12 protein-coding genes are annotated in these 13,465 nt (G+C 70.5%); all 12 read right to left on the bottom strand.

All coding sequences use genetic code 11. The annotated features are described in order from the left end of the window. Nucleotides 1-52: 52 nt before the first annotated feature. The 12 genes from ACZ4LX_RS04225 to uvrC all read right to left on the bottom strand — a co-directional run bounded on the left by ACZ4LX_RS04225 (nucleotide 53) and on the right by uvrC (nucleotide 13,218). On the bottom strand, nucleotides 53-1,666 hold the full coding sequence (locus tag ACZ4LX_RS04225; protein WP_467635417.1) for a PH domain-containing protein: 1,614 nt from the start codon (nucleotides 1,664-1,666) through the stop codon (nucleotides 53-55). Further along, nucleotides 1,663-2,166: a PH domain-containing protein gene (locus tag ACZ4LX_RS04220; RefSeq protein ID WP_467635414.1), complete on the bottom strand. Its 504-nt coding sequence runs from the start codon at nucleotides 2,164-2,166 to the stop codon at nucleotides 1,663-1,665. The genes ACZ4LX_RS04225 and ACZ4LX_RS04220 overlap by 4 nt, the downstream gene beginning before the upstream one ends. Before the next feature lie 4 nt (nucleotides 2,167-2,170). Beyond that, entirely contained in the window at nucleotides 2,171-3,823 is a 1,653-nt protein-coding gene (pgi, locus tag ACZ4LX_RS04215) for a glucose-6-phosphate isomerase (RefSeq protein ID WP_467635770.1), read from the bottom strand. A 173-nt stretch (nucleotides 3,824-3,996) separates the two neighbouring features. Then, entirely contained in the window at nucleotides 3,997-4,332 is a 336-nt protein-coding gene (locus ACZ4LX_RS04210; protein WP_078622699.1) for an RNA polymerase-binding protein RbpA, read from the bottom strand. Between the two features lie 108 nt (nucleotides 4,333-4,440). Continuing rightward, entirely contained in the window at nucleotides 4,441-4,677 is a 237-nt protein-coding gene (gene secG / locus ACZ4LX_RS04205; RefSeq protein WP_383643920.1) for a preprotein translocase subunit SecG, read from the bottom strand. Between the two features lie 111 nt (nucleotides 4,678-4,788). Beyond that, a complete protein-coding gene (gene tpiA, locus ACZ4LX_RS04200) occupies nucleotides 4,789-5,565 on the bottom strand; it encodes a triose-phosphate isomerase (protein ID WP_467635411.1) in 777 nt (258 codons plus the stop codon). A 6-nt stretch (nucleotides 5,566-5,571) separates the two neighbouring features. Next, nucleotides 5,572-6,783, bottom strand: coding sequence for a phosphoglycerate kinase (locus ACZ4LX_RS04195; protein ID WP_467635408.1), 1,212 nt, complete (start codon nucleotides 6,781-6,783; stop codon nucleotides 5,572-5,574). A gap of 108 nt (nucleotides 6,784-6,891) precedes the next feature. Then, entirely contained in the window at nucleotides 6,892-7,902 is a 1,011-nt protein-coding gene (gene gap / locus ACZ4LX_RS04190) for a type I glyceraldehyde-3-phosphate dehydrogenase (protein WP_467635406.1), read from the bottom strand. Between the two features lie 258 nt (nucleotides 7,903-8,160). Further along, entirely contained in the window at nucleotides 8,161-9,150 is a 990-nt protein-coding gene (gene whiA / locus ACZ4LX_RS04185) for a DNA-binding protein WhiA (RefSeq protein WP_024494235.1), read from the bottom strand. Further along, nucleotides 9,141-10,172, bottom strand: a complete 1,032-nt coding sequence (locus ACZ4LX_RS04180) for a gluconeogenesis factor YvcK family protein (protein ID WP_467635401.1) — start codon at nucleotides 10,170-10,172, stop codon at nucleotides 9,141-9,143. Before ACZ4LX_RS04180 ends, whiA begins: the two co-directional genes overlap by 10 nt. After that, nucleotides 10,169-11,134 (bottom strand): RNase adapter RapZ, encoded by a 966-nt coding sequence (gene rapZ, locus ACZ4LX_RS04175; protein WP_467635396.1) that lies wholly within the window; start codon nucleotides 11,132-11,134, stop codon nucleotides 10,169-10,171. The genes ACZ4LX_RS04180 and rapZ overlap by 4 nt, the downstream gene beginning before the upstream one ends. Further along, nucleotides 11,131-13,218, bottom strand: coding sequence for an excinuclease ABC subunit UvrC (uvrC, locus tag ACZ4LX_RS04170; RefSeq protein WP_467635391.1), 2,088 nt, complete (start codon nucleotides 13,216-13,218; stop codon nucleotides 11,131-11,133). The genes rapZ and uvrC overlap by 4 nt, the downstream gene beginning before the upstream one ends. Nucleotides 13,219-13,465: the final 247 nt, after the last annotated feature.

Below are 13,465 nucleotides of genomic sequence, written 5' to 3'. Positions count from 1 at the left end.
CGAGGGCAACCGGTTCTGCGTCATCGACACCACACACGGCTGACCCGGCCCCTCACTCCCCGGGCCGGACCCGCTCCAGGAAGGGCTCCAGCAGCCCCGGGACGGCCTCGGACGCGAAGGTGAGCCCTTCGGAGGCGTCGGCGTCGTGCACCGTGTACGCGCCAGCTCCCGCGGCCGTCGTCGCGGTGACGTTCAGCACCCCGGCCCGTCGCTGGAAGTACGACTGCCGGACCGTCCAGCCGATCACCCCGGCCCGCTCCAGCGCGGCCGTGGAGCGGCGCAGGGAACCCGAGCGGGTCACCAGGTAGCCGCCGCTGAGGGCGTGGCCGAGGCCGCGGTAGGCGTCACGCGCCACGAGTACGCCGGCGGGCAGCCCGACGAGCGCGCAGCCGAACGCGGTCCACAGCAGGACGGGAGTCAGCAGGGCGCCGAGCAGGGCCTGGACCAGAACGGGTACCAGGACCGCCCAGTACACCCGGCGCAGGCGCCGGGTGCGCGCGGCGGGCGGATGCGCGGTCAGTGCCGCACCGGTCGGGGACACCTCCTCGCGCAGCACCGCGGCGGCGGCCTCGTCGGCGACCTGCCGGGGCGCGGCGGGCAGCAGGGTGTTGTGGTCGCCGCGCTCCTCCTCGTCGTCCTTGGCCAGTCCGGTGGTGATGGCGTCGACCCGGGCGGCGCCCAGCAGCCGGACGCCCAGCGGCTCGACGAGATCGACACCGCGCAGCCGCCGTTCCTCGATGGAGACGGACCGGGAGGTGAGCAGTCCGCGCCGGATGCGCAGCGTGCCGCCCGGTTCGCGTTCGAGGCGGTAGTTCCACCACATCTCGACCCAGAGGCCCAGCGCGCCGACGACTCCGGCGAGCGTGGCGGCGAGGGCGAGGAGCACGATCACGGAGAGCAGGGAGAAGTCCCGGAGCCGGTCGCCGGCCCATTCGATGACCTGGCCCTGTGCGCCGAACCAGTCGCTGACCTGGAGTACCGCTCCGGCCGCCGCGCCGCCGAGTGCGGGTGCGACGAACGAGACCGGTGCGTAACGGATCCAGCGCGGGTCGAGCGTGGCCAGCTCGCCCTCGCGGTGGCCTCCGGACGCTTCGGTGCGGCCGCGTTCCAGGAGCGCGCGGCGCAGCCGTTCGCCCTCGGCGCGCAGGACCGGGTCGAGTTCGAGGGTGGAGTCCTCGCCGCTGTGCTCACCGGTGCCGATCCGGACGGTGACCAGGCCGAGGACGCGCTGGAGCGGGTGAGCGGTGAGGTCGACGCTGCGGATGCGTTCCCGGGCCAGGGAGCGCTTCCTGACGATCAGCAGACCGGTATGGAGCTCGACCCGGTCGGCGCCGACGCGGTAGCGGGTGCGGCGACGGCGTACGTAGTCGGCACCGGCGCTGCCCGCGACCAGCAGGACGGCGCCCGCCAGGACCCAGACGACGGCGGTGGCGAACCCGAACCGTCCCGAGAGCCCGAGCGTGGTCGGCACGGCAGCCCCGGCCGCCACGCCGGCCGTGACGAGGGCGGTGGCCAGGACCGTACGCCGGTCGAGGCGGCGCCATTCGACGACGGACGACCCGCTGCCGGCCACACCGTCGGGGGCATCCAGGGAGTCCGGGACGCCCGGGGTTTCCGGGTCGTCCCGGGCGCCCGGGGTCTCCGGTGCGGGGTGCGCCGTGCTCATGTGGCGTCGCCGGGGGTGTCCTGGGTGATCCGGGTCAGCCGCTCGGCGAGCTCGGCCGCCAGTTCGTGGTCGAGGCCCTCGATCCGGACGGCCCCCTTGGCCGAGGCGGTGGTGACGGTGACCGTGGCGAGCCGGCAGAGCTGTTCGAGGGGGCCGCGCACGGTGTCCACGGTCTGGATCCGGGACATCGGCGCGATCCGCCACTCCTGCCACAGCACCCCCGTCCGCACGTACACCGCCGCGTCGGTGACCTCCCAGCGATGGGTGCGGAACCACCAGAGGGGGACGAGGACGGCGCAGCCGATGCCGATGACCGCGAGAACCGCGGCGGGCAGCAGCAGCCAGAACCGGGCGGACTCGATGAACGCGCCCAGCACCGCCAGAACCACCACCGGCACCGCGGTCAGCAGCAGCCACTGCGCCCGCCACCAGCCGACGGCCCGCGGGTCCGGTGTGTGCGCCGGAGACCGCAGCCGTACCGCCCCCTCCCCCGTGGCCACGGACTCAGCGCCCCCGCAGCTCGCGGTAGGCGGCGACGAGCGCGGCGGTCGAACTGTCCAGCTGTTCGGCGCCCTTGCCCTCGGTCAGCACCGGCTCGATCCGCTTGGCGAGGACCTTGCCGAGCTCGACACCCCACTGGTCGAAGGAGTCGATGTTCCAGATGGCGCCCTGGACGAACACCTTGTGCTCGTACAGCGCGATCAGCTGGCCGAGCACGGACGGAGTCAGCCGGTCGGCGAGGATCGTCGTCGTCGGGTGGTTGCCCCGGAACGTCTTGTGCGGCACCAGCTCTTCGGGAACGCCCTCGGCGCGCACCTCGTCGGGTGTCTTGCCGAAGGCCAGCGCCTGGGTCTGGGCGAAGAAGTTGGCCATCAGCAGGTCGTGCTGGGCGACCAGGCCGGGCAGCAGGGCCTCGACCGGCTCGGCGAAGCCGATGAAGTCGGCCGGGATGACCTTGGTGCCCTGGTGGATCAACTGGTAGTAGGCGTGCTGCCCGTTGGTGCCGGGGGTACCCCAGACGACCGGACCGGTCTGCCAGTCGACCGGATTGCCGTCCCGGTCCACGGACTTGCCGTTGGACTCCATGTCGAGCTGCTGCAAGTACGCCGTGAACTTGGACAGATAGTGGCTGTAGGGCAGCACCGCGTGCGACTGCGCGTCGAAGAACGCGCCGTACCAGACACCGAGCAGGCCCAGCAGCAGCGGGGCGTTCTCCTCGGCGGGGGCGGTGCGGAAGTGCTCGTCGACGAGGTGGAAGCCGTCGAGCATCTCGCGGAACCGGTCCGGCCCGATGGCGATCATCAGCGAGAGGCCGATGGCGGAGTCGTACGAGTAGCGGCCGCCGACCCAGTCCCAGAACTCGAACATGTTGGCGGTGTCGATGCCGAAGTCGGAGACCTTCTCGGCGTTCGTCGACAGGGCCACGAAGTGCTTGGCCACCGCGTCCTGACCCGCCCTCAGCCCGGTCAGCAGCCAGTCGCGTGCCGAGGTGGCGTTGGTGATCGTCTCGATCGTGGTGAAGGTCTTCGACGCGATGACGAAGAGCGTCTCGGCCGGGTCGAGGTCGTGCACGGCCTCGTGCAGGTCGGCACCGTCGACGTTGGAGACGAAGCGGACGGTGAGCGAGCGGTCCGTGAAGGAGCGCAGCACCTCGTAGGCCATGGCGGGGCCGAGGTCGGAGCCGCCGATGCCGATGTTGACGATGTTCTTGATCGGCCTGCCGGTGTGGCCGGTCCACTCGCCGGACCTGACGCGGTCGGAGAAGGCGGCCATCCTGTCGAGCACCGCGTGCACGGCGGGCACCACGTTCTCGCCGTCGACCTCGATCACGGCGTCGCGCGGGGCGCGGAGCGCGGTGTGCAGGACGGCCCGGTCCTCGGTGGTGTTGATCTTGTCGCCGCGGAACATCGCGTCCCGCAGTTCGGCGACACCGGTGGCCCCGGCGAGCTCACGGAGGAGCCCGAGCGTCTCGTCGGTGACCAGGTGCTTGGAGTAGTCGACGTACAGATCGCCGACCTTCAGGGTGTATCCGGTGCCGCGCTCCGGATCGTCCGCGAACAGCTCGCGCAGCTGGGTCGCCCCGAGCTGCTCACGGTGCTTGCCCAGCGCGGTCCATTCCGGCGTCTGGTTGAGCCTGGTACGGCTTTGTGCGTTCATCCCGGACATCAGCCCACTTCTTCTCGTAACCGCAGTTCCCCGCTGCCCCTCCAACTTAATTGATCAGCGCGGCGGACGGGACGAGGGCGGGCTGTGGCACGACGGAAGCGTTCCGGCCGGACACCCTGGGGGTGTCCGGCCGGTGAACAACTTCTGCGGAGCCACGCGAGGTTTCAGATCTCGCCGCGGAGTTTGGCGAGGGCTTCGGCGAGGATGGCCTCGCCGTCCGCGTCACTGCGACGCTCCCGCACGTACGCCAGATGCGTCTTGTACGGCTCGGTGCGCGGCGGGTCCGGCGGGCTGTCCCGGTCCTGGCCGGCCGGGAATCCACAGCGCGGGCAGTCCCAGGTCTCCGGTACCTGCGCGTCATGGGCGAAGCTCGGCTGCGTCTCGTGCCCGTTCGAGCACCAGAAGGAGATGCGGGCCCGTGGCGCGGACTCGCCGCGCTCGGCCTCCCCCATCGGCCCCGCTCCGACCCGGCTTCCCCGGATCGCGTTGCCACTTGCCACGGTCGTAACTCCCTGCGTGATGGTGCTCGAAGATGCCCCAGTCTACGTAAGGCCCAACGCGCGTCCAGTGGTTGGAGTTACACCCTCACCGGAATCGCGTACGACGGGTCAGTTGTCCAGCTTGATGAGCAGACCAAGCACCACGATGCACGCGAACCAGGCCAGACCGACCACGACGGTGATCCGGTCGAGGTTGCGCTCGGCGACCGAGGAGCCGCCGACGGACGACTGCATGCCACCACCGAACATGTCGGAGAGACCGCCGCCCTTTCCCTTGTGCATCAGCACCAGCAGCATCAGCAGCAGGCTGAAGACGATCAGGGCGATCTCGAACGCCAAAACCACGGCTGGTCCCTACTTTCCGGAATTCCTGGACTGCTTATGCGAACAACGGGGGCCGGGAGGCTGTGCCTCCTGGCCCCCGCAAGGGTACGACGGATCCGCGCTAGCGCATACTCACTGGTCGCGGAAGCGGACGATCTTGACGAACTCGTCGGCGTCCAGTGCGGCGCCGCCGATCAGCGCGCCGTCCACATCGGGCTGCGCCATGATCGCGGCCACGTTGCCGGACTTCACCGAGCCGCCGTACTGGATACGGACCGCGTCGGCCAGCTCCTGCGAGTACAGCTCGGCGAGGCGGCCGCGGATCGCACCGCAGACCTCCTGCGCGTCCTCGGGGGTGGCGACCTCGCCGGTGCCGATGGCCCAGACCGGCTCGTACGCGATCACGATGGTCTCGGCCTGCTCGGCCGGGATGTCCTTCAGCCCGCCGTCGAGCTGCGCGAGCGTGTAGGAGACCTGGTCACCGGCCTTGCGGATGTCCAGGCCCTCACCGACGCAGAGGATCGGGGTCAGGCCGTGCTCGTACGCGGCCTTCACCTTGGCGTTGCAGACCTCGTCGGTCTCCGCGTGGTACTGGCGGCGCTCGCTGTGACCGACGGCGACGTAGGTGCACTTCAGCTTGGCGAGCATCGGGCCGGAGATCTCACCGGTGTACGCGCCGGATGCGTGCGCCGAGATGTCCTGGGCACCGTACTTGATCTTCAGCTTGTCGCCGTCGACCAGCGTCTGGACGGAGCGCAGGTCGGTGAAGGGCGGCAGGACGGCGACCTCTACGGCGTCGTAGTCCTTGTCGGCCAGGGCGAAGGCGAGCTTCTGGACGTGGGCGATGGCCTCGAGGTGGTTGAGGTTCATCTTCCAGTTGCCCGCCATCAGCGGGGTACGGGTGGTCATGAAAGGTCAGTCCTCCAGTGCGGCGAGGCCGGGAAGCGTCTTGCCCTCGAGGTATTCGAGGCTGGCGCCGCCACCGGTCGAGATGTGTCCGAACGCGTTCTCGTCGAAGCCCAGGATGCGGACAGCGGCGGCGGAGTCGCCACCGCCGACCACGCTGAAGCCCGAGGAGTCGACGAGGGCCTGGGCGACCGCCCGGGTGCCCTCGGCGAAATCGGGGTGCTCGAAGACGCCCATCGGGCCGTTCCAGAAGACGGTGGCCGCGTCGGCGAGCTTCGATGCGTAGAGCTTGTTGGTCTCCGGACCGTTGTCCAGCCCCATCTGGCCGGCCGGCATGGCGTCGGCGGCGACGGTGGCGGGGTGGGCCGGAGCCTTGGTCTTGAGGTCCGGGAACGCCGGCGCGACGACGACGTCGACGGGGAGCACGAACTCCACGCCCTTCTCCTCGGCGCGCTTGAGGTACTCCCGCACGGCCGGGATCTGGTCCTCCTGCAACAGCGAGCTGCCGACCTCGTGGCCCTGGGCCTTGAGGAAGGTGTACGCCATGCCGCCGCCGATGAGGATGCGGTCGGCGCGCTCCAGCAGGTGGTCGATGACGCCGAGCTTGTCGGAGACCTTGGCACCGCCGAGCACGACGGCGTAGGGCCGCCGCACGTCGTCGGTGAGCTTCTTCAGCACGCCGACCTCGGTGGCGATCAGGTCGCCCGCGGCGTGCGGAAGCCGGGCCGGGAGGTCGAAGACCGAGGCGTGCTTGCGGTGGACGGCCCCGAAGCCGTCGCCCACGTACAGGTCGGCGAGCTCGGCCAGCTGGTCGGCGAAGGCGCCGCGCTCGGCGTCGTCCTTCGAGGTCTCGCCGGCGTTGAAGCGGAGGTTCTCGATGACGGCGACCTTGCCGTCGGCGAGTGCGGCGACCGCGGCGCGGGCGGACTCGCCCACCGTGTCGGTCGCGAACGCCACGTCGGTCCCGAGCAGCTCACCGAGGCGGGCCGCCGCGGGGGCCAGCGAGAACGCCGGGTCCGGGGCGCCCTTCGGACGGCCCAGGTGCGAGGCGACGACGACCCGGGCGCCCGCCTCGGCGAGCTTGCGCACGGTCGGCTCGACGGCGCGGATACGGCCGTCGTCGGTGATGGTGGTCCCGCTGAGCGGCACGTTGAGGTCGGCGCGGACGAATACGCGCTTGCCGGTGACCCCTTCGGCGAGAAGTTCGTCGATCGTCTTCATCTGTCTGGACTCCTTGGAGGACGAGGGAGCATGCGACGGGGCCCGAACGGCGCTGCGTTGCGCTGTTCGAGCCCCGTGCTCACATCGAGGTGCCTGCCGATCCGAGGATCAGAGCTGGCCGCCGACGAAGACGGTCAGGTCGACGAGGCGGTTGGAGTAGCCCCACTCGTTGTCGTACCAGCCGAGGATCTTCACCGTGTTGCCCTCCTGGACCATGGTCAGGGAGGAGTCGAAGGTGCAGGACGACGGGTCGCTGACGATGTCCGAGGACACGATCGGGTCCTCGGTGTACGTCAGGAAGCCCTTGAGGTCGCCGTCGTCGGACGCCTTCTTGAACGCGGCGTTGACCTCGTCCTTGGTGACCTCGCGCTGCAGGGTCACGACGAGGTCGGTGGCGGAACCGGTCGGGACCGGGACACGCATCGCGATGCCGTCGAGCTTGCCCTTGAGCTGGGGCAGGACCAGGGCGGTGGCCTTGGCGGCACCCGTCGTGGTCGGAATGATGTTCTCCGCGGCGGCGCGGGCGCGACGCAGGTCGGAGTGCGGGAAGTCCAGGATCCGCTGGTCGTTCGTGTACGCGTGGACCGTCGTCATCAGACCCTTGACGATGCCGAAGTTCTCGTCGAGAACCTTGGCCATCGGCGCCACACAGTTGGTGGTGCAGGAGGCGTTGGAGATGACGTGGTGGTTGGCCGCGTCGTACTTGTCCTGGTTGACGCCCATCACGATGGTGATGTCCTCGTCCTTGGCCGGAGCCGAGATGAGGACCTTCTTCGCGCCGCCCGCGAGGTGCTTGGCGGCGTCGGCCTTCTTGGTGAAGATGCCGGTCGACTCGATGACGATGTCGACGCCCAGCTCGCCCCACGGGATGTCCGCCGGGTTGCGCTCGGAGAGCACCTTGATGGTGTGGCCGTCGACGGTGATGGTGTCGGCGGTGTGGCTCACCTCTGCCTTGAGACGACCCAGAATGGTGTCGTACTTCAGCAGGTGGGCCGTGGTCGCAGTGTCACCCAGGTCGTTGACAGCCACGATCTCGATGTCCGCACCCTGCTCCAGCAGCGCGCGGAAGTAGTTACGACCGATGCGGCCAAAGCCGTTGATGCCTACGCGGATCGTCACGAACCGATCTCCTCGTTAGGTACGCCGGTTTTCGACGCCGGCGAGTTGTATGGGATGTCCCCGACCGCCTCCGACCCTACCTCTCCGAAGCCGTCGGGGTGACATCGAGCAGGGCCGTACGAACGCCGGAGGCCCGTACTCCCCAGTAGGAGTACGGGCCTCCGGTTGCCCTCCCCCGCCCGCCGCGACGATTACGCAGCGTCAACACCCGCGGGTGCGCGGGGTGTTCCCGCGGCGGCGCACCGGCGGGGGTGCCGGTCAGCCGACCAGGCCGTCGGCGAGCTCTTCGCTGAGGGTGGATTCCGTGCTCGGGATCCCGAGGTCCTGAGCCCGCTTGTCGGCCATCGCCAGGAGACGGCGGATCCGTCCGGCGACGGCGTCCTTCGTCAGCGGCGGGTCGGCGAGGGCGCCCAGCTCCTCCAGGGAGGCCTGCTTGTGCTCCATGCGCAGCCGTCCGGCCGCCGCGAGGTGCTCGGGGACCTCCTCGCCGAGGATCTCCAGCGCGCGCCCCACCCGGGCACCGGCGGCCACGGCGGCACGGGCGGACCGGCGCAGGTTCGCGTCGTCGAAGTTGGCGAGCCGGTTGGCGGTGGCGCGGACCTCGCGGCGCATCCGCCGCTCCTCCCAGGCCAGCACCGACTCATGGGCGCCGAGCCGGGTGAGCAGGGCACCGATCGCGTCGCCGTCCCGGACGACGACGCGGTCCACGCCGCGCACCTCACGGGCCTTCGCCGCGATGGAGAGCCTGCGGGCGGCGCCGACCAGCGCCAGCGCGGCCTCCGGACCCGGGCAGGTGACCTCCAGCGAGGAGGAGCGGCCCGGCTCGGTGAGCGAGCCGTGGGCCAGGAAGGCCCCGCGCCAGGCGGCCTCGGCATCGCAGGTGGCCCCCGAGACCACCTGCGGGGGAAGACCGCGGATGGGACGGCCGCGGCCGTCCACCAGACCCGTCTGGCGGGCCAGCTGGTCGCCGCCCGCCACCACGCGCACGACGTAGCGCGAACCGCGCCGCAGCCCGCCGGGTGCCATCACGATCAGCTCCGAGCTGTGCCCGAAGATCTCAAGAATGTCCCGCTTCAGCCGGCGCGCCGCCATCGCGGTGTCCAGCTCCGCCTCGATCACAATCCGGCCGCTCACCAGGTGCAGCCCACCCGCGAACCGAAGAATCGCCGAGACTTCTGCCTTCCTGCAGCAGGTCCGGGTTACGGGAAGCCGAGAGATTTCGTCCTTCACCGCCGGCGTCATCGCCATGGGCCGATCCTTCCATGCATCCGAAAAATACGGTCGTACGCGGCAGCCAACAGCTCCGGATCATGAATCGGAACGCCGTCGGGTGAGGCCACGGGCGCCAGCTCGACCGCGGCACCGAGCCGTTTTGCGGCATCGGCGAGGGACTCGCGGTCGGGCACGGCGGCCTCGTCGGCCAACACCACGTCCAGGGCGAGTTTAGGGGCGTGTCGTCCCAAAACCTCCAAATGACGCTGCGGAGAGAAGCCATCTGTTTCACCGGGTTGCGGTGCGAGGTTCAGCGAGAGGACCTTCCGGGCCTTCGTCTCGATCAGCGCGTCCAGCAGATCGGGGACCAGCAGGTGCGGAATGACCGACGAGAACCAGGAGCCGGGGCCGAGCACCACCCAGTCCGCGTCGCGGACCGCGGCGACCGCTTCGGGGACCGCCGGCGGGTCGGGCGGCACGACGTGCACGGACTGGACCTCGCCCGGGGTGAGCGCCACGGTCGCCTGGCCGCGCACCGTGTCCACCCGGTCCGGATGCCCGGGGTCGTGTCCCTTCACGAGCGCCTGCAGCTCCAGCGGCACCGCGGACATCGGCAGCACCCTGCCGTGCGCGCCGAGGAGCTTACCGACCAGGTCCAGGGCCTGTACGTGGTCGCCCAGCTGCTCCCACAGGGCGACGATCAGCAGATTGCCGACCGCGTGCTCGTGCAGGTCGCCCCTGGACTGGAAGCGGTGCTGGATGACCTGGGCCCAGGTCTGGCCCCATTCGTCGTCGCCGCACAGCGCGGCCAGCGCCTTGCGCAGGTCGCCGGGCGGCAGCACGCCCAGCTCCTCGCGGAGCCGGCCGCTGGATCCCCCGTCGTCGGCGACGGTGACCACGGCGGTCAGGTCGCCGGTGATCCGGCGCAGCGCGGTGAGCGAGGCGGACAGGCCCATGCCGCCGCCGAGCGCGACGACCTTGGGCTGTGCGCCGCGCTTGCGGCCGGACAGGGGGGCGCCTCTGCGCAGCCTGCGCAGACGCAGGTTGCGGCTGGTCACTCGCGCCCCATGTCCCGGTGTACGAGCACGGTCTCGATCCCCTCGGTCGCGAGCCGGGCGGCCAGCTTCTCCGACATGGCCACGGAGCGGTGCTTGCCGCCGGTGCAGCCGACGGCGATGGTCACGTACCGCTTGCCCTCGCGGCGGTAGCCCGCGGCGATGAGCTGGAGCAGCTCCGTGTACTGGTTGAGGAACTCCTTGGCGCCCGGCTGGTCGAAGACGTACGCGGACACCTCCTCGTTGAGTCCGGTGAAGGGACGCAGCTCGGGGACCCAGTGCGGGTTGGGCAGGAAGCGGCAGTCCACCACCAGGTCGGCGTCGACGGGCAGACCGTACTTGAAGCCGAAGGACATCACGGTGGCGCGGAGCTCCGGCTCCTCGTCGCCCGCGAACTGGGCGTCCATCTTGGCGCGCAGCTCGTGCACGTTGAGGCTGGAGGTGTCGATCACCAGGTCGGCGTCGCCGCGCAGCTCGCGCAGCAGGTCGCGCTCGGCGGCGATCCCGTCGACGATGCGGCCGTCGCCCTGGAGGGGGTGCGGCCGGCGGACCGACTCGAAGCGGCGGACCAGCGCGTCGTCGGAGGACTCCAGGAAGACGATCCGCCGGGTGACCCCCTTGGTCTCCAGGTCGGCGAGGGATTCCCGCAGATTGTCGAAGAAGCGGCGGCCCCGGACGTCGACGACGACGGCGATCCGCGCCACGTTGCCCTGCGAGCGGGCGCCGAGCTCCACCATGGTGGGGATCAGTGCGGGCGGCAGGTTGTCGACGACGAACCAGCCGAGGTCCTCCAGACACTTGGCCGCCGTACTGCGGCCGGCTCCCGACATTCCGGAGATGATCACCAGCTCGGGGATGGCCACCGAGCTGTCGCCCGTCTCGATCGAGGTGCCCGTACTCACGTCTGCTGCTCCGTCTGCTCGGTCCGTGCGGTCGTGCCCGTGTTCACGCTCGTGCTCGGTCATGTCGTGCTGCCCCCGTCGTCCTCTTCAATGATCTCTCCTGTGGCCGTGTTCACGGCGGGCGTGGCCGGGGCTGCCGCGGCAAGGGCGACAGCCACTGACTCCGCCGTCCTGCGGCCTATCCCCGGAACCGCGCAGATCTCGTCGATTGTCGCCTGCCTCAGCTTCTTGACGGAGCCGAAATGCTTGATCAGCGCCTGCTTCCGGGTCTCGCCGAGACCGGCCACCGCGTCCAGGGGACCGGAGCGGATGCGCTTGGCCCGTTTGGCGCGCTGGTAGGTGATGGCGAAGCGGTGCGCCTCGTCACGGACGCGCTGGAGGAGGTAGAGGCCCTCGCTGGAACGGGGCAGGACGACCGGGTCGTCGTCATCGGGCAGCCAGACCTCTTCGAGGCGCTTGGCCAGGCCGCAGACGGCGATGTCGTCGATCCCCAGCTCGTCCAGGGCCCGCTTGGCGGCGGCGACCTGGGGCTGCCCGCCGTCGACGACGAGGAGCTGCGGCGGGTAGGCGAACCGCTTGGGACGGCCGTCGTCCTCACGAGGCTCGGCCGGTTCGGCGGGAGCCGCGCCGGGCGCGGCCTCGGTGGGAGCGGTGTCGTGGGCCGGGGCGGTGCCGTCGGCCCGGACCGTCCCGTCGGCCGGGGGGGCTCCCGGGGTGGCGGGGCTCTCCTCCCACTCCCCCGTCCGCTCCTTCTCCTGGAGGTAGCGCCGGAAGCGCCGGCCGATCACCTCGTGCATCGAGCGGACGTCGTCCTGTCCCTCGAAGCCCTTGATCTGGAAGCGGCGGTACTCGCCCTTGCGGGCCAGGCCGTCCTCGAAGACCACCATCGACGCCACCACGTCGTCGCCCTGGAGGTGGGAGATGTCGAAGCACTCGATGCGCAGGGGGGCCGTGTCGAGGCCGAGCGCCTCGGCGATCTCCTCAAGGGCCCGGGAGCGGGTGGTCAGGTCGGAGGCGCGTTTGGTCTTGTGCAGCCCGAGGGCCTGCTGGGCGTTGCGCTGGACCGTGGCCATCAGGTCCTTCTTGTCGCCGCGCTGCGGGATGCGCAGGCTGACCTGGGAGCCCCGGCGGTCGGCCAGCCACTGGGAGATCGCCTCGGGGTCCTCGGGAAGGGCCGGGACGAGGACCTCCTTGGGGACGGAGTCGCCTGTCTCCTCGCCGTACAGCTGCTGGAGGGCGTGCTCGACGAGGCCCGAGGTGTCGACGTTCTCCACCTTGTCGGTGACCCAGCCGCGCTGGCCGCGCACCCGGCCGCCGCGGACGTGGAAGATCTGGACCGCCGCCTCCAGCTCGTCCTCCGCGACCGCGATCAGATCGGCGTCGGTGGCGTCGGCGAGCACGACGGCGCTCTTCTCCATGGCGCGCTTGAGCGCCTCCACGTCGTCGCGCAGGCGGGCCGCGCGCTCGTACTCCATCTCCTCGGCCGCCGCCATCATGTCCTTCTCCAGGCGGCGGATGTACGTACCGGTGCGGCCGGCCATGAAGTCACAGAAATCGTCGGCCAGTTCGCGGTGCTCCTCGGGGGTGACCCGGCCGACGCAGGGAGCCGAGCACTTGCCGATGTAGCCGAGGAGGCAGGGGCGTCCGGTCCTGGCGGCGTTCTTGAAGACACCGGCGGAGCAGGTGCGCACCGGGAAGACGCGGAGCATCAGGTCGACCGTCTCGCGGATCGCCCAGGCGTGCCCGTACGGACCGAAGTAGCGCACACCCTTCTTCTTGGCGCCGCGCATGACCTGGACGCGCGGAAACTCCTCGTTGAGCGTGACCGCGAGGTACGGATAGCTCTTGTCGTCGCGGTACTTGACGTTGAACCGGGGGTCGTACTCCTTGATCCAGGAGTACTCGAGCTGAAGCGCCTCGACCTCCGTGGAGACGACGGTCCATTCGACGGACGCGGCGGTGGTCACCATCGTGCGCGTACGCGGATGGAGACCGGACAGGTCTTGGAAGTAGTTGGCCAGGCGCTGGCGCAGGCTCTTCGCCTTCCCGACGTAGATCACCCGGCGGTGTTCGTCGCGGAATTTGTAGACCCCCGGGGAGTCGGGGATCTGTCCCGGCTTGGGGCGGTAGCTGGAGGGGTCTGCCATGTCTCCCACCCTACTTGCGGGCAGTGACAGCACGGGATGTCCAGGGGCGGCGCCGCGCTCCGGGACACGGGGTGGGTCGTGTGTCCCGGAGCGCGGGGTCACCGGGTCCGATGAGCGTCGGCCCGTTGTCGGGAGCGGGACGACACGCTTCAATGCGGGGGAACACCGCGGTGCGGACGCCGGGGGCGGATGCGTGAACTTCCCCCACCTGGCCGCCTGCCGCCCGCACCCGTCGCCGCGGTCGGCC

The organism is Streptomyces sp. NPDC026062 (genome assembly GCF_055568375.1).
The sequence above is the reverse complement of the archived record's forward strand: the minus strand, read 5'-3'. Positions and strand labels throughout refer to the sequence as shown.

Excerpts from the sequence above, each read along its gene's own strand:
- ACZ4LX_RS04225 (WP_467635417.1), bottom strand. The coding sequence starts at position 1,666 with ATGAGCACGGCGCACCCCGCACCGGAGACCCCGGGCGCCCGGGACGAC.
- pgi (WP_467635770.1), bottom strand. The coding sequence starts at position 3,823 with ATGAACGCACAAAGCCGTACCAGGCTCAACCAGACGCCGGAATGGACC.
- tpiA (WP_467635411.1), bottom strand. The coding sequence starts at position 5,565 with ATGACCACCCGTACCCCGCTGATGGCGGGCAACTGGAAGATGAACCTC.
- ACZ4LX_RS04195 (WP_467635408.1), bottom strand. The coding sequence starts at position 6,783 with ATGAAGACGATCGACGAACTTCTCGCCGAAGGGGTCACCGGCAAGCGC.
- whiA (WP_024494235.1), bottom strand. The coding sequence starts at position 9,150 with ATGGCGATGACGCCGGCGGTGAAGGACGAAATCTCTCGGCTTCCCGTA.
- rapZ (WP_467635396.1), bottom strand. The coding sequence starts at position 11,134 with ATGACCGAGCACGAGCGTGAACACGGGCACGACCGCACGGACCGAGCA.
- uvrC (WP_467635391.1), bottom strand. The coding sequence starts at position 13,218 with ATGGCAGACCCCTCCAGCTACCGCCCCAAGCCGGGACAGATCCCCGAC.